15 protein-coding genes are annotated in these 17,815 nt (G+C 70.1%); 9 read left to right on the top strand and 6 right to left on the bottom strand.

The annotated features are described in order from the left end of the window. Positions 1–633 precede the first annotated feature (633 nt). Together ND747_RS02770 and ND747_RS02765 are read right to left on the bottom strand one after the other, a co-directional pair. Positions 634–1,542: a class II aldolase/adducin family protein gene (locus tag ND747_RS02770; RefSeq protein ID WP_251731492.1), complete on the bottom strand. Its 909-nt coding sequence runs from the start codon at positions 1,540–1,542 to the stop codon at positions 634–636. Positions 1,543–1,547: 5 nt separating this feature from the next. After that, positions 1,548–2,258 carry a peroxiredoxin-like family protein gene (locus tag ND747_RS02765; protein WP_251731490.1) on the bottom strand — a complete coding sequence of 237 codons (711 nt, stop codon included), beginning with the start codon at positions 2,256–2,258 and terminating at the stop codon, positions 1,548–1,550. A gap of 882 nt (positions 2,259–3,140) precedes the next feature. Between ND747_RS02765 and ND747_RS02760 the strand changes: the two genes are divergently transcribed. The 6 genes from ND747_RS02760 to ND747_RS02735 all read left to right on the top strand — a co-directional run bounded on the left by ND747_RS02760 (position 3,141) and on the right by ND747_RS02735 (position 9,628). Next, positions 3,141–3,923, top strand: a complete 783-nt coding sequence (locus ND747_RS02760) for an SDR family oxidoreductase (protein ID WP_251731488.1) — start codon at positions 3,141–3,143, stop codon at positions 3,921–3,923. Between the two features lie 72 nt (positions 3,924–3,995). Further along, the gene (locus tag ND747_RS02755) at positions 3,996–4,859 is read left to right on the top strand and encodes a TauD/TfdA family dioxygenase (protein ID WP_251731486.1); all 864 of its coding nucleotides are present in this window, start codon (positions 3,996–3,998) and stop codon (positions 4,857–4,859) included. 601 nt (positions 4,860–5,460) lie between these two features. Beyond that, complete coding sequence (locus ND747_RS02750; protein ID WP_251731484.1) at positions 5,461–6,312, top strand: SAM-dependent methyltransferase; 852 nt, start codon at positions 5,461–5,463, stop codon at positions 6,310–6,312. Positions 6,313–6,343: 31 nt separating this feature from the next. After that, positions 6,344–6,949, top strand: coding sequence for a nuclear transport factor 2 family protein (locus tag ND747_RS02745; RefSeq protein WP_251731482.1), 606 nt, complete (start codon positions 6,344–6,346; stop codon positions 6,947–6,949). Positions 6,950–6,960: 11 nt separating this feature from the next. Next, a complete protein-coding gene (locus ND747_RS02740; RefSeq protein ID WP_251731480.1) occupies positions 6,961–7,854 on the top strand; it encodes a TIGR03619 family F420-dependent LLM class oxidoreductase in 894 nt (297 codons plus the stop codon). A 76-nt stretch (positions 7,855–7,930) separates the two neighbouring features. Next, the gene (locus ND747_RS02735; RefSeq protein WP_285899866.1) at positions 7,931–9,628 is read left to right on the top strand and encodes an acyl-CoA synthetase; all 1,698 of its coding nucleotides are present in this window, start codon (positions 7,931–7,933) and stop codon (positions 9,626–9,628) included. Positions 9,629–9,644: 16 nt separating this feature from the next. Here ND747_RS02735 and ND747_RS02730 read toward each other — a convergent pair whose 3' ends face one another. The 4 genes from ND747_RS02730 to ND747_RS02715 all read right to left on the bottom strand — a co-directional run bounded on the left by ND747_RS02730 (position 9,645) and on the right by ND747_RS02715 (position 13,224). After that, positions 9,645–10,997 carry an NAD(P)/FAD-dependent oxidoreductase gene (locus ND747_RS02730; protein ID WP_251731476.1) on the bottom strand — a complete coding sequence of 451 codons (1,353 nt, stop codon included), beginning with the start codon at positions 10,995–10,997 and terminating at the stop codon, positions 9,645–9,647. Further along, positions 10,994–11,332, bottom strand: coding sequence for a ferredoxin (locus tag ND747_RS02725; RefSeq protein ID WP_251731475.1), 339 nt, complete (start codon positions 11,330–11,332; stop codon positions 10,994–10,996). Before ND747_RS02725 ends, ND747_RS02730 begins: the two co-directional genes overlap by 4 nt. A gap of 97 nt (positions 11,333–11,429) precedes the next feature. Further along, entirely contained in the window at positions 11,430–12,140 is a 711-nt protein-coding gene (locus tag ND747_RS02720) for a ferric reductase-like transmembrane domain-containing protein (protein WP_251731474.1), read from the bottom strand. 307 nt (positions 12,141–12,447) lie between these two features. Next, complete coding sequence (locus ND747_RS02715; protein WP_251731516.1) at positions 12,448–13,224, bottom strand: helix-turn-helix transcriptional regulator; 777 nt, start codon at positions 13,222–13,224, stop codon at positions 12,448–12,450. A 217-nt stretch (positions 13,225–13,441) separates the two neighbouring features. Between ND747_RS02715 and ND747_RS02710 the strand changes: the two genes are divergently transcribed. The 3 genes from ND747_RS02710 to ND747_RS02700 all read left to right on the top strand — a co-directional run bounded on the left by ND747_RS02710 (position 13,442) and on the right by ND747_RS02700 (position 17,626). Beyond that, complete coding sequence (locus tag ND747_RS02710) at positions 13,442–14,701, top strand: amidohydrolase family protein (RefSeq protein WP_251731473.1); 1,260 nt, start codon at positions 13,442–13,444, stop codon at positions 14,699–14,701. Positions 14,702–14,963: 262 nt separating this feature from the next. Then, a complete protein-coding gene (locus tag ND747_RS02705; protein ID WP_251731471.1) occupies positions 14,964–16,271 on the top strand; it encodes a CoA transferase in 1,308 nt (435 codons plus the stop codon). Beyond that, a complete protein-coding gene (locus ND747_RS02700) occupies positions 16,268–17,626 on the top strand; it encodes a CoA transferase (RefSeq protein ID WP_251731469.1) in 1,359 nt (452 codons plus the stop codon). Before ND747_RS02705 ends, ND747_RS02700 begins: the two co-directional genes overlap by 4 nt. Positions 17,627–17,815: the final 189 nt, after the last annotated feature.

The raw sequence follows: 17,815 nt of genomic DNA, 5'->3' as shown, positions 1-17,815 counted from the left end.
GTTTCCGGGGTCACAAGGTGACTGTGTGGATATTCGCCGTGCGCATTCCGCGCGAACACGCGGAGAATCTGTAGCTCGCGTGGAGCCTGCGTGCGTTGCTGTGGGCATGCTTCGCCCGCCCACAGTTACCGGGACGGCACTGCGGGCAGGATTCGACGTGCCCGCATCACAAAACGGACAGGGCTCGTGTCATGGGCAGAGAAAGCGGGCGCACTCGTGGCAGGCAGGAGCGCAGCCAAAAAGGAGAGCGTGAAGCCGGGGAACCCGCGAAGCCTGAAAGATCGAAGGGTCAGCGACAGAGAGCGCTGGACGTCCGCCGGTAGTCCACGTAGCGGCATGCCACGGGAAGGAATCTCGACCGCATGTGTGGACAATGCCCGACACCCGACAAGTCCGTCAACATGCAGGCTGGATCGGTGCTGGTCACCACGGCCACCGGCGTCCGATCTGCGGCTAATGATCAAAATATGCCTATTCACCATGATGGGTAGGCATTTGGGGGTGCGTTGAGCGTTGGCAGGGTAGGTGCTGGTGACTGCCACGGCCGAGGGTCGCTGCCATGCGTGACTGATTCACGGCCCCCGGCAGTGGCGAACATCACTACATGCCCGGCCGAGCCGCCCCCCGATCTGCTCAGTCGAGCAGGTCGGGCTGCTCCTCGACGATGATCTCGTAGAGGGCATCGAAGGCCCAGCGTGCGCCGTCGTTGTCGCGTCCGCCCTGGCCAGCCGTGTGGCTGGCGGTCTCGTGGTCCAGCAGACGCAGCGGGCCGGCCGCGGCCGCCACCAGCTGGGTGTGGGCGGCGCGCTCGGCCGCGATGAACCGGTAGGCCGCCGCCTCGACGCTGGAGCCGACGGTGAGCAGCCCGTGGTTACGCAGGATCACCAGCTTGTGCGGGCCGAGCGCATCGGCGATCTTCTGCCCCTCGTCCTCGCTGAGCACGGCGCCGTTGTACTCGTCGAACAGCGCCTGATGCTGGTAGAAGCTGCAGACGTCCTGGGAGATCGGGTGCAGCGGCTCGCCGAGCGCGGACAGGGCACGCCCGTACGGCGAGTGGGTGTGCGCTGCGCCGATCACGTCCGGACGGGCCGCGTGGATGCGGGAGTGGATGGCGAACGCGGAGGTGTTCAGCGGCGGCTGACCCTCGACGATCTCGCCGTGCGAGTTCACCAGCAGCAGGTTCGAGACCGTGATGCGGCTGAAGTCCAGGCCGAACCGGTTCACCCAGAAGTGGTCGGTGAGCTCCGGGTCGCGCGCGGTGATGTGGCCGGACAGGCCCTCGGCCAGGCCGAGCTTTGCGAACAGCCGGTACGCCGCGGCGAGCTTGCGCTTGCGGTGCAGCCGCTCCTCGTCGAGCGAACGCTCCGGTACCGGTCGCGGCCACTGCCCACCCGCGGCGGGGGAGACCAGCCCGGACCAGCTGCTGCTGACCTCGGTGCCCGCCCCGCCCTCGTTGGGCTGCCCGGCCGACCGGCTACCCGCCGTCGCCACGATGGGAGCTGGCTCGCTGTGCTGGGGCTTGAGGTCGGATGCCAGTGTCATCTCGATCAGGATCCTTTCTGTTCGGTGATCGATGCGTGTGCTGCGGCGGACCCACGGACCGCCGCGAGGATGCGCGTCGGCTCCGCGCGAACCATCCAGTTCGGTTGCACGTCGGCGAACCGCACGACCTGCGCCTGGTCGACCACGACGGCGCTCGGATAGGGCAGGACCCAGGAGCCGGTGCCGAGGATCTCGCCGAGGTCGACGCCGCGGGCCCGGGAGGCGTCGCGTTCGGCGTCCGTCGGCGCGAAGCCGATGCCGAAGCGGTCGATCAGCGTGTGGTCAGGGTCGCTGGCCACGGTGAAGTCGAACCCGTGACGCTCCCGGATCCGCACCAGTCGTTCGGGGACCTGCGGGCTGATCGCCACGAGTTCCACCCCCAGTTCTCGCAGGGCGGGTACCAGGGTCAGCTGGTAGCCGCGCAGGGCGGTGTTGCAGGCGGGGCAGGCCTCGAACCGGAAGAACAGCAGGACCGCCGGCCCGTGAGCGACCAGATCGTCGAGCCTGGTCGTGCCGCCTCCCGCCGTGGGCAGTGCGAACGGCGCGACGACGTCACCGGGTGCGACGAACCGGGACGGATCCGCCTGTGCGACCAAGCGCCCGCGGAGCTCGGCATGGGTGCGCAGCTGTTCGGCCGGCCATTCGGCATCCCGGCTGGCCTGCAGCTCGGCCATGAATTCCGCCAGGGTCCGCGGCGCGGTCCGGGTCTGGTTCACGAAACTGTTCTCCTTCGGTGCCGCCGACGTTCTCAGCTGCCGGTGACGGGAGGTGCCGCCGGCGGGAGGGGATGAGAAAACATGAATCTCGGGGGGGTGCGAAAAGTCCAGTTTGGAGTGTTTCTGGCGAGCCCGCGGGGTTCTTTTCGCAGGTGTCCGGCGTACCTGCGACGTGCGTCAGTGGTGCGCCGCGCCGCCGCGGGAATTGTTACCGTCGTATGGCAGCCTGGCGGTGGCCAGTGGACATGCCGGTGGCGCGGACGGCAACCCGGAAGGCCCGGGCACACCACCGCCCGACGTGCCGTTAGCGGGACTCTGCGGCACGAACGAATCTGCTGTCAAGCTTTTGCCGCGGGAATAAACGGCCTTCGATATGCGCTTCCGCGAGCACTGCGGCCACGTTCCGTGATTGAAGCGAATCAATTCTTAATGTGATCCTGGTCACACGTCATGTGTACTTGACCGATCGGGAAACTGTGGTCAACTTTGACGTGTGTTGAGGACCGCCTACCTGGTCACCCGCCAGCACATCGACCTGCTGCGCGTCATCTCCGCGAGCTGTTGCGGCCACTGATCTCCTGATCCCTGGCCCGCCGGGCGGCCGGCCTGCGGCCAGTACCCCGACTGCCAGCCCGTCCACCTGTCCAGCCGCGAGCCGACCCCCGTGCCGTGGCGAGGGCTCGGGTTTTTTCGTCGATCTCGCGGATCTTTACCGGCCTGCTGCCGGCAACTGGTTTGCGCATCCGGATGTTCTCACCGGTGTGCCTGCCTCCGGTATTCCGGTGTTTTCGGGATCCGGCTGTGTCGCGATGGTCCTGTGTCGCGATGGTCCTGTGTCGCGATGGTGGAATGCGCGTCTTCCCCCTGTCGTACGGAGAATTTGTGGATCTTCAACTTGCTGGTCGTCGGGCGATTGTGACCGGAGGTAGCCGTGGCATCGGGCGGGCGATCGCCCGGGCGCTGCTCGCCGAGGGAGTTCAGGTCGTCATCGCCGCGAGAAATGCCGAGGTGCTGAAAGCGACGGCCGCGGAGCTTGCCGAAGACGGCATCGGGCGCACGGTCCTGCCGGTGGTTGCCGACACCGGCGATGACGCGTCGGTCCGTGAGCTCGTCGAGCAGACCGTCGCCGCCTTCGGCGGAGTCGACATTCTGGTCAACAACGCCGCGAAGCCCGGTGGCGCCGGGGCGGGCGGCGGGGGAACCGTGGCGCTGTCGACCGCCGACGCCGCCGCCGACTTCAACGTCAAGGTGCTCGGCTATCTGCGCACCGCCCAGGCCGTCACGCCGCACTTCACCGCGCAGGGCTGGGGCCGGATCATCAACATCGGGGGGCTCGCGGCCCGCCAGGTCGGCCTCGCCTCCGGATCGATCCGCAACGTGGGCGTCGCCGCGCTCACCAAGACCCTCGCGGACGAGCTGGGCCCGCACGGCGTCACCGTCAACGTGGTGCACCCCGGCCTGACGCTCACCGCGGACGACGGCGGCAGCGTCGTCCTGTCCGACGAGCGGATCCAGGCCGCCTCCGCCCGCATCGCCCTGGGCCGGGCCGTCACCGGCGACGAGGTCGCCGCGGTCGTCGCCTTCCTCGCCTCACCGCTGTCGGTCGCCGTCACCGGCGAGTCGATCGCCGCCGGCGGCGGCACCCTCGGCCCGATCCACTACTGACCCGCCACTGACCCTGCTCGACCTGCCACCCCGGCTGGCCCGCCGCCCCGTTCATCGAAGGGAACCGCATCAATGACCACCATCGTGGAGACCCCGGTCTCGTCGTCGCTGGACATCCGTCCGCTGCAGCCCACCATCGGCGCGGAGATCGGCGGCGTGAACATCGCCGAGCCACTGACCCCCGCCGTGCGCGACGAGATCCGGGCCGCCCTGCTGCGGCACAAGGTCGTGTTCTTCCGCGACCAGGAGCTCACCCAGCAGACGCACGAGGCGTTCGCCCGCGAGTTCGGCCCGCTCTACACCCACCCCGGCGCGGCGAAGGCCGACGCCACCTCGAACGCCATTCACCGGATCTCCGCCGACGACCTGAAGAAGTACGAGAAGACCTTCCGCCCACAGCCCGGCGACGACAGCTGGGACGCCTACCACACCGACACCAGCTGGCGACTCGTCCCGACCTGGGGCGCGGTGCTACGGGCCGTGGTCCTGCCCGAGGTCGGCGGGGACACCGTGTGGGTCGATGCCGCGCTCGCCTACGAGAGTCTCTCCGACGAGATCAAGGAGCGGATCGAGGGACACCACGTCACGCACGACTACCGGTCCGCGCTGCAGGTCTCCGGACACGACTACCCGATCGTCGCGCACCCGGTTGTGCGCACCCACCGCGAGACCGGCGAGAAGATCGTGTGGGTGAACTTCACCCAGCGTCCCACGATCGTCGGCCTCGACCGCGCCGAGAGCCACGAACTGCTCGCGGCCGTGATCGACCAGTACCGCCGGCCGGAGAACCAGGTGCGGTTCTCCTGGCGGCCGGGCTCGGTGGCCTTCTGGGACAACCGGGCGACGGTCCACTACGCCGTGCGCAACTACGGGTCGACCCCGCGCCTGCTGGAGCGCATCCTCATCGCCGACGACCCCCAGTACGCCGACCTGTAGGCCCGCCTACGCCGGGCCTGCCTGCAGACGACCCTGGTGGGACGTCGGCGGGCAGCCCGGCGGGTGGGCGAGTCGTCCGCAGCCGCTGATGCCGGTTGCGCGCCTCGGGGCGCTGACGTCGCTGTCGATCATGGTGGACGTTCTCGTCCCGCCACGGCGCCAGGCCTGGTTGGCCGCCAGAGGCTTTCGTGGATCTCCGACTGCCCTGCTGTCCACGCAAAGTAGTTACTGGATTCGGCCACGGAAAGGTCGCACCGAGGTCATCCATCGCCGCATCCGGGCCGTCCTCACCACCGTGCCGGCGCGGGAGGAAACCGCTCCACCGCCCTGCGTGGACAGGGCGACCCTTGCGCGTCCATGCCCATCGCCACCTCACGAACCGCGCTCGTTCAGCCCGACTGCAACCGTGCCCAGCGACCACGCTTCACGCCCCGACCGCGACAGCCCCTTGATCCACGAAGGATCGCCCGGGGCTACGTCCGGCCGTTTTCATGGTCGATTGCTGCCACGGATGAGACCAATTTGGATGCGGATGGAAACCGGCCCGGTACGGTATGGCGCAGTGCATTCGGCGGTGGGCATCCCGGGCGAAGGGGGAGTCGTGGCTGACAGTGGCGTGCGGGCTGCGGAGGATACGAGCGTCGCCGGGCGGGCGGTGTCCGGGGCGGATCTGCGGACCGACATTCCGCATTCGGCGCGGGTCTACGACTACATCATCGGCGGCAAGGAGAACTTCCCGGCCGACCGTGCGGCTGCCGACGCAACCATCGCCGACTGGCCCAACCTGCCGACGTCCATGCGGACCAACCGGCGCTTCATGGCCCGCCAGGCCCGCGTGCTGGCCACCGAGTACGGGTTCCGTCAGTTCCTCGACATCGGCACCGGTCTGCCGACGCCGCCGAACCTGCACGAGGTCGTCCAGGAGGTCGCGCCGCAGGCGCGGGTCGTCTACGTGGACAACGATCCCATCGTGCTCGTCCATGCCCGAGCCCTGCTCTCCAGCTCGGCCGAGGGCCGCACCTCCTATCTGGACGCGGACTTCGCCAACCCGAAGTCGATCATCGAGGCGCCGCAGCTGCTCGAGACGCTGGACCTCGGCCAGCCGGTGGCGGTCAGCCTGATCGCGATCGTGCACTTCATCGTCGATGACGACGTGGTGCGCGACCTGATCGGGCAGATCATGCGCCCGCTGGTGTCCGGAAGTATTCTCGCGCTGTCGACCTGCACGGCGGACAGTGCGCCCGAGGAGGTCCACCGGGGCGTCGCCGCCTACAACGCCAGCGGCATTCCGCTGGTGGCCAGGGACAAGGCCCGCGTCGAGCGCCTGTTCGACGGTCTGGAGCTGATCGACCCGGGCGTCGTACTCGTCAACCGCTGGCACCCCGACGAGATCGCCGCCGCCACCGATGACGCGCACGTGCACATGTACGGGGGTATCGCTCGCAAGCCGTGACCGCACGCCGGCACGGTGGACGGAGGCGCCGGTGACGACGGACGACGGACTCAGCTCAGACGGTGGTCTCGCCACGGATGACGTGCAGGCCATCATCGGTGTGCAGAACGCCTATGCCGTGGCGATCGACCGGCGGGACTGGTCAGCCCTGCGCGGCTGCTTCGCACCGGACGCGCGGGTGGGCTTCGGTCGACCCGCCCGCCTGGGCACGCTCGAGGAGTTCCTGGCCTGGGCGCCGCCGTTTCATGACGCGCTCGGCCCGACCCTGCACCAGATGACCACCCACCATGCGCACCCGCGGCGCGACGGCGCGCGGGAGGGCGGCGCGGAGTCGGACGACGGTGTTCCGCCGAACCGTCCGCTGGCCGGAGCCGGAGCCGCGGGCCGTGGCAGGGATGCGGGCAGGCCGGCCGTCGCCGAGGCGTCCTGTTATCTGCACGCCCTGTTGGTGAGTGCCGACCTTGCCTCCTGCCAGGCGGTGTTCGGCCGGTACGACGACGAGGTCGTCCACCTGGCCGGTCGCTGGGTGATTCGGCGGCGGGAGTTTCACCCGATCTGGCGTAACGTCACCACCGCAACCGGTACCACCGGCGCCGCAGCCGCCGGGAACGCGACGAGCGAGCGGGAGACGCAGTGACGGACCGGGCGGTGCGACTGGGGGCGGTGCTTCCGCAGGCGGAGATCCGACCGGGCGACCCGGGCGCCATCGCCGACTTCGCCCGCGGGCTCGAGGACGTCGGCTACGCGGATCTGCTCGCGTTCGAGCACGTGCTCGGCGCTGACTCCACCAGCCGGCCGGAGTGGACCGGCCACTACGACCACACCACGCCCTTTCTCGAGCCGCTGGTGCTGTTCGCGCATCTCGGGGCGCTCACGTCACTGTCGTTCGTGACCGACATCCTCGTGCTGCCGCAGCGCCAGACCGCGTTGGTCGCCAAGCAGGCGGCGACCCTCGACGTGCTGCTCGGTGGCGGGCGGCTGCGCCTGGGCGTCGGGATCGGCTGGAACGAGGTGGAGTACGACGCGCTCGGCGTGGCGTTTCGGAGCCGGGCCCGCCGGCTCGACGAACAGATCCCGCTGCTGCGCGCCCTGTGGTCGCAGCCGGTGGTGGCGCATGCCGGCGAGTTCGACGAGATCGACCGGGCCGGCATCGAGCCGCGCCCGGCGGCGGGGACGATCCCGATCTGGATCGGTTGTGGCGACGCCCCTGCCGCGCTGGACCGGGTGGGACGCCTGGCCGACGGATGGATCCCGCATCCCGCGCTCGGTGACGGGCAGCGCCTGGCCACCGCCTGGGAGCAGGTGCGGGCGGCGGCGCAGCGGGCCGGGCGTGACCCGGACGCCCTCGGTCTGCAGGGGCACGTGGCGGTGCGCGGCGGCACGCCGGCCGAGACGACGGCGCGGCTCGCGCGCTGGCTCGAGGTGGGCGCCAGTCACATCACCGTCAACACTCTGGAAGCCGACCTGGCCTGGCCGCGTGCCCACGCCGAGGTCTACGCGGATGTCGCCGAGCGATGGAAGACCCTGCGCGCCCCGGCCTGACCAGGTAACTCCCCGGTTGTACTGAACGTTGTTTACCGGTCGACCGGGCGCGCGGTACTGAGATAGCCTCGCCCGAATGGGCGATCATGGAGTGGGGTCCGGATACAATCTCGCCGCTGTTCATGAGGCTGTCGCCGCAGCGGTGCCGGATCGTGAGTGCATCGTGTTCCGGGACCGTCGGCTGACCTACGCCGAGGTCGCTGACCGCACCCGCCGGTTCGCTCATGTGCTGCACGACCGGGGGCTGGGCGCCCGTCCCGGCGGCCGGGCGGGGCTCGGGCCGCACGAATCCCAGCATGATCATCTCGCTGTGTACGCCCACAACGGCAACGAGTACCTCGAGGCGATGCTCGGCGCCTTCAAGGCACGGGTCGCCCCGCTGAACATCAACTATCGGTACGTCACCGAGGAACTGCGGTACGTCCTGCGGGACAGTCGCAGTCGGGCGATCGTCTACCAGTCGGAGTTCGCGCCGCGGCTCGCCGAGGTGCTCGCCGACCTGCCCGACCTGCAGGTGCTCATCCAGATCGAGGACGACTCGGGCCAGGCGCTGCTGCCCGGTGCCAGCTGGTACTCCGACGCGCTCGCCGGGGCATCCGGGCAGCTGCCGCCCTGGTCGCACGAGTGGTCGCCCGACGATCTGTATCTGCTCTACACCGGTGGCACGACCGGACTGCCCAAGGGCGTGCTGTGGCGCCAGGGGGACATCCACGTCACCGCGATGGGCGGTCGTCGCCCCGACCGCACGCCGTTCGCATCGCTGGCGGAGATCGCGCGTGCGGCCGCGGAGACCGACCCGACGGTCGCGCTGCCGGCACCGCCGTTCATGCACGGCGCCGGGCACTGGACGGCGTTCATGACGATGAACAAGGGCGGCCTCGTCGTCATCCAGAACCGGGTCGACCGGCTCGACGGCCACGACATCGCCGCCCTGGTCGACCGGGAACACGTGCGGCTGCTGCAGATCGTCGGGGAGGCGTTCGCCCTGCCGATCATCGAGGCGATCGAGTCCGGCCGCTACGACGTCTCCTCGGTGCGCACGATCCTGTCCGGCGGGTCGGCGCTGTCGGCGGGGGCGAAGGAACGTCTGCTCGATCTGATGCCGGAAGCCACCATCATGGACTCGATCGGATCATCCGAGGGTGGCAGTCAGGGCCTGCAGATCACCACCCGTGGCAAGAAACTGCCGGCTGGTGTGTTCAGCCCGACCGAGGGCAGCGTGGTGCTCGACGAGAAGCGGCACAGCCTGCTCCCCCCCGGCCATGACGGCACGGGCTGGCTGGGCAAGACCGGCGCGCTGCCGCTGGGTTACCTCGGCGATCCGGACAAGACCGCCCGGACGTTCCCGACGGTGGCCGGCCAGCGCATGACCGTGCCGGGCGACCGGGCCCGCCTGCTCACGGACGGCACGATCCAGCTGCTCGGCCGCGACTCGGCGACGATCAACTCCGGCGGAGAGAAGATCTTCGCCGAAGAGGTCGAGCAGGCCCTCACCAGCCACCCCGGAGTGCGCGATGTCGTGGTGACGGGCCGACCGTCACCACGGTGGGGGCAGGAGGTCGTCGCGCTCGTGCGCCCGCACGACGGCGTGTCGGTGACCGACGACGACCTCGCTACGGCGGCGGCCGCGCACATCGCCCGCTACAAGCTGCCCAAGGCATACATCATCGTTGACGAGGTGAAGCGCTCGCCCGCCGGCAAACCCGACCTGCGCTGGGCCGCCGACCTCGCCGCGAAGGCCGGTCAGCCCGAGCAGGCCGGTCGGCCCGGCTAGGCCCGGCTAGGCCCGGTCACGCCGCAGCGGGTACCGGCCCGGGCAGGGACCCGATGAGCTCGGGCCTGGGGTGCAGCGGCAGACCGATCAGGTCGGCGTACTCGAGCAGCCGGGCACCGGCATTGCAGCCGACGGCGCCGACGACCGTACCCGCCCGCAGGTAGCAGGCGACGAACTCGAGGGCGCGTGGGGAGCCCTCGGCGAGCCGGCAGGTGTCGGCGAGTCCGGGGCGGCCCACACCCTGCAACCGCACTCCGAACTGCTCGGTCCAGAACCGGGGCAGCGGGGTGAAGGGGGGTGCCTGCCCCGGGCCGAGCAGCAGCGCGTCGGCTGCCGCCTGCCCATGCTCGGACGCGGTGATCCAGTGCTCGACCCGTCGGGGCGTTGCATCGATCATCAGGTTCGGCCACCGGGCGACGTCCCCGGCGGCGACCACCGACGGGACGACCCCGGTCGCGGTCCCCTCACGGACAACGCCATGACAGGAAGCGGTGGTGAGCACCCCGTCGCTGATGTCCAGCCCGGACCCCAGCAGCCAGCGCACCGCCGGCAGGGCACCGACGGCGATGACGGCCGCGTCGGCGTCGAGACGACTGCCGTCGTCGAGCCAGATCCGCACGCCGACACCCGCCGGGGTCCGGTCGGAGGCGGGGGAGTCGGCGGTGCCCCAGCGCACCGGGTTGCGGCCGAGGAGCAGGTTGACGTGGTTGCGGCGGTGGACCCGGGTCATCAGGGTGCCGACCTTCCCGCCGATCGCCGAGGCCATCAGCGCCTTCCCACGGCCGATCAGCGATACCTCGATACCTCGTTTACGCAGGCTGGAGGCTACTTCACAGCCGATGAACCCGGTTCCGACGATGGCGACATGCCGGACGCCGAGGGCGAGGCGGCGGGACAGACCCCGCGCATCGGCGAGGTCCCGCAGCGACCACACGTGTTCCGACCACAGCGGCGCCCCCGGCAGATGCCGGGCCTCCACGCCGGTGGCGATGACCAGCCCGTCGTAGGCGAGTTCCTCGCCCCGGGGCAGCAGCAGGCGCTGGCGGGCGAGGTCGAGCCCGAGGGCGCGGGTACCCAGCCGCCAGAGCGCGTCCAGCTCACGGTAGACGGGCAGCCGCAGGTCGGTCAGCCGGCCGGTCTGCGCGAGCAGCTGCTTGGACAGCGGGGTGCGGTTGTACGGCTTGTGCGGCTCGTCACCGACGAACACGATCGACCCGTCGAAGCCACGTTCCCGCAGGCGTTCGGCCGCTCGCAACCCCGCGATACCGGCGCCGACGATCACCACCTGCCGGCGCGGCGGCTGGTGCTGCCGCCGGGCGCGACCCACATCCACCAGCGCCCGGGTGAACTCCGTGCGGTAGGGCCTCATCGGGGCTCGGCCCGTAGCGCGATGGCCTGCATGGGACACAGCCGCGCCGCCTGGCGCACGCGGGTGAGCTCCGTGGTCGCAGGTGCGGTGTCGTAGTAGAGCCGGCCGTCGCGGGCCACCAGAAAACTGGCTGGGGCCTCCATCTGGCAGATCGCATACAGCCGGCACCGGTTGTTGTCGACGCTCACCTGCGGCCGGCCCGGACGGCGCAGGAGCCGGCCGCGGCGGCGCCGGGCGTTCGGCGTGAACGCGGGCGGTCTACCGGCGCGCGCCACACCGCCGTATCCGCCGAGATCCACCAGCGGTGCGACGTCGAGAGGCCCGGTGGTCCGCATCGGATTCGGCGACGTCGGAAACACGGCCGGAACGGCTGCCGGAATCGGCTGTTCGGCCGGATGGAATCCTTTCGGAAAGGTGACCGTCACACCGGTTTCATCGCCGATGGATACCATTCTCAAACTCCTCCGCGAGGTCGAACCAGGGGTCATAGCCCTCGCGGCGCACCGCAGGTGAGAGAACCCGCATGGCGCCCAGGGCCAGGGCGATGAAAAGGACGGCTGCCATCGCTGCCCAGATAACGCCGAACGACGTCTCCCGGGAGGCCACCGTGCTGTGTACGGCAATGAGGATGAATCCCGGATAGGCGAGCCAGTGGAACCGGTGCCATCGCCGGTAGCTGACGCGGTGCTGAAACCAGATCGACACCGCGACCGCAATCACCAGGTCCAGCCCCAGAATGCCCACGGCGACCGCCCACTTGGCGCCACCGAGCCAGGGAAGCCAGATCTTCGTCTCATCGTAGTAGGCATCATGGCGAAAGAAGTGCACCTGGGCGTGGACTACGGACGCCGCGAGCGCCAGGATCGCAAGCGTCATGTGCCCGCCGTACAGGGTGGGCCGGCGAACATGCCGGTCCAGGGCGCGGGTGGCCAGAAGCACGCCCCAGATGACCGTCGCTGTCATGAGGAAAAAGGCAGTGTAACCAACGATTCCGGCGATGTGGCCGAGGGTGGCGTCGGTGGTGACCCCCGGTCTTCGCGCCGGCGTGTACGTGGCGACACCGACGATGATCGGTGCCCCCAGCGCCGCGACAACCTGAGCCGAGGAACCATACGCCGACAGTTCCAACGCCGACGGATCCAACGCCGGTAATCCGCGCATGGAGAGCCGGCGCGACGATGAACTGCGCACTGGAGGTGGGTGCGTCGGAATACCGGGTGCCCGGCCGTGCGGTGCGACAAGGTTGTGTGATGCGACAACGTTGTGCGGTGCGACAACGTTGTGTGATGCGACAGTGTCGTGGGGTGTGACGGTGGTGTGCGCCGAGATGTGCGCCAACAGTACCTCTCCGGGATCCATCCCCCCCGGGCGGTATGTCGCAATATAGCAGAGTAAATCCGGTGCTGCCAGGACGAGTGGTCCTGGTCGGGTCGTCGGACCGACGGGCGGGTCAGGTTCGGCTGGCCACGCGGCGCCGATAGTCTGACGGACTTTCGCCGCAGTGCCGGGTGAAGGCGCGAGCGAAGGAACTGGGACTGTCGAAGCCGACCGCGGTCGATACCTCCAGTACTGACGGTCCGGTTTCGGCGAGCAGGGCCATCGCGCGCAGCAGTCGTGCGCGGGTCAGATAGTCCCGCCAGGATAAGCCGAGTTCGGCTCGGAACTGGCGACGCAGCGTGCGTTCGGAGACCCCGACGGCCCGGCTCACCTGTTCGACGGTGATGGCCGCGAGGTGGCGCCGGGTGTGCGCGGCCGCCGCGGCCAGCAGCGGGTCGGCCGGGGTGGGCAGGTCGAGCGGTGCCTCCTGGTCGAGCGCCTCGGTGACGAGGTGACCGAGCGTGCGGAAGAAGCCGTCGGCCACCGGGTCGGGCTGGGCGCCGCCGATCGGCCAGCGCTGCGCATAGATCACCATCTCCCGGATCAGCGGCGGGACGGCGATGATGCGGGTGCGGTCACCGGGCCGGGAGATGAGCGACGGGTCGAACAGCACGGCCACCGACCGCACCGAGGAGTTCATCGTCGCCGAGTGCTCGAGCCCGGCCGGAATCCACGCGGCCTGTTGTGGGGGTAGCAGGTAGTGCGCGGCGGCGGTCTCCACCTCGATGACGCCGCTGACCGCATACTCGATCTGGTGCAGGTCGTGCCGGTGCCAGCCGGTGACCAGGGGAGGGCCGTTGTAGGTGAAGGCCCCGCCGAGCCCCTTCCCGCCCTGGCGCAGGTCGATCACGCCGTCGCGGACGAAGCTGTGCAGGCCGTGATGGGTCGCTGCCAGTGGCCCGTCGGCCTGGCGGGCCCGAACGGACCTGGCCGTTATCGCATGGCTTCTGGCCGACGGCGCGGAGACGGTCACGGCTCGACAGCGTACAACCAGATGGGTAGGTATGCCTGGTCACATCGAAGGCTCGGTCGCACGGAATATCTGGTCAAACCCGGAGGGGACTGGTATGGACATCAACGACATGGTTCTGGTGAGCATCGACGACCATGTGGTCGAGCCACCGGACATGTTTCGCAACCACGTGCCCGCGAAGCTCGCCGACCAGGCACCGAAGGTGGTCCGCAACGAGCAGGGCGTCGACGAGTGGATCTACCAGGGTCGGGTGACCGGGGTCAGCGGCCTGAACGCGGTCGTGTCCTGGCCGGCGGAGGAGTGGGGCTTCGAGCCGGCCAAGTTCGACGAGATGCGCCCGGGGGTGTACGACATCCATGATCGCGTCCGCGACATGGACCGCAACGGCATCGTCGCGTCGATGTGCTTCCCGACGTTCACCGGTTTCAGTGCCGGCCACCTGAACCACTACAAGTCCGACGTCACCGTGCGCATGGTCGAGGCCTACAACAACTGGCACATCGACGAGTGGGCGGCCACCTACCCGGGCCGGTTCATCCCGCTGGCCCTGGTGCCGACGTGGGACAACCAGCTCATCATCAACGAGATCCGCCGGGTGGCGGCCAAGGGCGCCCGGGCGATCACGATGCCGGAGCTCCCGCACCTGGAGGGCCTGCCCAGTTACCACGACCTGGACTTCTGGGGGCCGGTCTTCCAGACGTTCAGCGACACCGGCGTGGTCATGTGCCTGCACATCGGCTCCGGTTTCGCCGCGCTGAAGATGGCGCCGGACGGCCCGATCGACAACCTGATCATCCTGGCGACGCAGGTCACCGTGCTGTGCGTCCAGGACCTGCTGTGGGGCCCGGCGTTCCGCCAGTACCCGGACCTCAAGGTCGCCTTCTCCGAGGGCGGGATCGGCTGGATCCCGTTCTACCTGGACCGCTGCGACCGGCACTACACCAACCAGCGCTGGCTGCGGCGGGACTTCGGCGACAGGCTGCCGAGTGAGGTCTTCCGCGACCACTCGCTGGCCTGCTATGTCACCGACCCGACCTCGCTGCGGCTGCGCAACGAGATCGGTATCGAGAACATCGCGTGGGAGTGCGACTACCCGCATTCCGACTCGATCTGGCCGAACGCACCGGAGTTCGTGCTGAACGAGCTGAACAACGCGGGCGCGACCGACCCGGAGATCGACAAGATCACCTGGCAGAACGCCTGCCGGTTCTTCAACTGGGACCCGTTCGCCGAGCTGCCGCGCGAGCGGGCGACCGTCGGCGGGCTGCGGGCGACGGCGACCGACGTCGACACCGCCATCCGCTCCCGCAAGGAATGGGCCCGTCTGTACGCGGAGCGTCACTCCACGGTGTAGTGCGACGGTGTAGCGCGACGGTCTCGGGGTGGCTGGGCGGCTCGGTGCCGGCCGGTCACCCCGTGGGCGAAACCACCGATCCCTGACCCGTCATATCCGACATTGCACACATAGAAGTCCCAGTTCTGGACTCTCCGCCCACACGCTTGATACACCCGTGCTCCGCAGGCACTGCGCCGAGCATCGGGAGGCGACAGGTGGACGGGTTGCGCACAACGGACGAAACATCTTCTCCGGGCCGACTGCGGGACGTGGGCGCCCGGTGACCACATCGCCCTGGGAGGAGCTCGGCGCACCGGCCGACCGGTGGGCCGCCGGCCCACCCGAACGCGATGTCCACTCCGACGCCCTGCGTCATATCCGGGTGTGCGACCTGTCCGGCCAGCTCGCCGGCGCCGGGGCCACCCGACTGCTCGCCGCCTTCGGTGCCCAGGTCATCCGGGTCGAGGATCCGACGAACCAGGGCGGCTGGGACATCCTGCGCGGTGCTCCGCCGTATCTCGACGAGCGGCGCGGCATCGAACTCGGCGCCGGCTTCAACAACCACAACCCCGAAAAACTCGGCGTCACCCTCAACCTGCGCACCGAACGCGGCCGGGAGCTGCTGGAACGGCTGATCGCGGTCTCCGACGTGGTGACCGAGAACTTCGCCGGTGGCGTGTTCGCCCGGATGGGCTTTCCGTACGCACGGCTACGCGAGCTCAACCCGTCGATCGTGTACGTCTCGAACAGCGGCTTCGGCGCCAGCGGCCCGTACCGCGACTTCCGCACCTGGGGGCCGATCGTCCAGGCGATGAGCGGCCTGACGTTCGCCTCGGGACTGCCCGGTCAGCCGCCCGCCGGCTGGGGCTACTCCTACATGGACCACATGGGTGCCTACGCGATGGCGATCGCCGTGCTCGCCGCGCTCTGGCACCGCGACCGCACCGGTGCGGGCCAGGCGGTGGACGTCTGCGCTGTCGAGGTTGGCATCAGCCTGACCGGTACCGACATCCTCGAACGGCACCTCGCCGGCCTCCCGCCGCGCGAGCCGGGCACGGTGCATGCCAACCGTGATCCCGCCATGGCACCGCACGGCATCTACCCGGCCCGTGGCGAGGACCGCTGGATCGCCCTGGCCTGCCGCGATGACGACGACTGGCGCCGCCTCGCCGCCGAGATCGGCGAACCCTGGGCGGTCGAGGCGACGCTCGCGCCGGTGGCGGCCCGCCTCGCCGGCCAGGACGCCCTCGACGACCACCTCGGCGCGTGGACCGTCGGGTTCGACGCCGAGCAGCTCGCCGCCCGGCTCGTCGCCGCCGGCGTCCCGGCGAGTCCGGTGCGCTCGGCCGCCGGGCGCATCGACGGTCCGCATCCCGCCACCCCCGACTGGGGCCTGTGGCCGACGGTCGACCATCCCCAGATCGGACCGGCCCGGGTCGAGGGCCTGCCGGTGCACCTGTCCGAAACGGACTGGTCGCTGCGCCGCGGCGCGCCGTGCCTGGGCGAGCACAACCAGTTCGTGTTCGGGGAACTGCTCGGGGTCGACGACGCCGAGCTCGCCGATCTCGCCGCGAGCGGTGTGCTGTGAGCGTCCCGTCCGGGCCGCTGTTCGGGTTGCGGGTGCTGGAACTGGCCGGCGAGTTCACCGCCTATCCCGGGAAACTGCTGGCGGACCTCGGCGCGAACGTCGTCGTCGTCGAACCGCCCGGTGGCGCGCCGGCCCGCGGGCGCGCCCCGTTCGTGGCTGCCACGCCGGACCCGGAGGGTGCCCTCGGCTGGCGCCACTACAACACCTCCAAACGTGGCATCGTCCTTGACCTGGTCGGCAGTGCTGAGGACCGGGGCCGGTTCGCGCGGCTGCTGGCCGACTGCGACGTTCTCCTGGAAGGACGGTCGGCGGCCGACCGCACCGTCGGCGCCCTCGATCTCGACCCGGCGCGGTTCACCGGGCAGTACCCGACCCTGGTGTGGACCACGGTGACGCCGTACGGTCGCACCGCCTCGGACCCGGATCAGCCGGTCACCGACCTCACCCTGCTCGCCGGCGCCGGACCGGTGTTGTCCTGCGGCTACGACGACCACGACCTGCCGCCGGTGCGTGGGCCCGGCGGGCAGGCGACGCACGTCGCCGGGTCGTTCGCCGTCGCGGCGACGCTCACCGCGCTGCTGCACCGCACGAGGTCCGGCCGGGGCCAGCACATCGATGTCAGCGTGGACGCGGCCCTGAACGTGTCCTGCGAACTGGGGACCATCCAGTACCTGGCCGACGGGCAGATCGTCTCCCGCCAGACCGGACGGCACGCGACGGTGTCGCCGACCAACGAGACGCAGGTCCGCGCCGCCGACGGGCAGTACGTGGTGCTCGGCTTCCCCCCGCGGGCCGCCGCACAGTACGCGGCGCTCGTCGAGTGGATCGACGCGGCGGGGCTGCGCGACGATTTCCCGGACGTGGTGCTGCTCGAACTCGGCGTCGAACGCGGCGGTGTCAGCATCGTCAGCCTGGCGACCGATCCGCTGGCCCAGCCGATCTGGGACGCCTCCCGCGCCGCGATGATGCTGCTGGCCAGCCGCCTGCCCGCCGCCGAGTTCTTTCTGGGCTGCCAGCGTCGGGCCCTCGTCGCCGGGATGGTGGTCTCGCCGGAGGCGGCGGTCCGCGACCCGCATCTGGTGGCCCGCGCGTTCGCCGTCGAGGTACCCGACCCGCACACCGGCCGCACCGAGCTGCATCCCGGTGCCCCCTACCGGTTCTCCCGCACCCCCTGGCGGATCTCCCGCCCCGCTCCCCACCTGGGCGAACACACTGCCGCCGTGCTGGCCACCGGCTGGACCGACGGCGAGCACGACGGAGGGACGCCGGGGACGCCGCCTGGGCCGGCGGCCGGCGACCAGCCCGCGACGATCGCGGCGGTGGCGCCCGTCCCCGGTAGCGCTCGTCCTCGGTAGTGCGCGTTTCCGGTAGTGCCGCCCGTGTCTGCCAGCGCACACCCGCGGCAACTCAGCCCGGGCAACGCACACCCGCGCTGCCCGGATCGCACCTGCACAGATGGGATCACCATGAGATACCCCGTCACTCCTGGTCTGCGTAGCCGGCGGCGAAGGACCGCTGCGCGCTCGCCCCGGCGATCGTTAGCC

The sequence above is a fragment of the Frankia sp. R82 genome (assembly GCF_023716925.1).
Lineage (GTDB): Bacteria > Actinomycetota > Actinomycetes > Frankiales > Frankiaceae > Frankia.
Note: the sequence above shows the minus strand (reverse complement) of the source record. Positions and strands in the feature narration are given on the sequence as shown.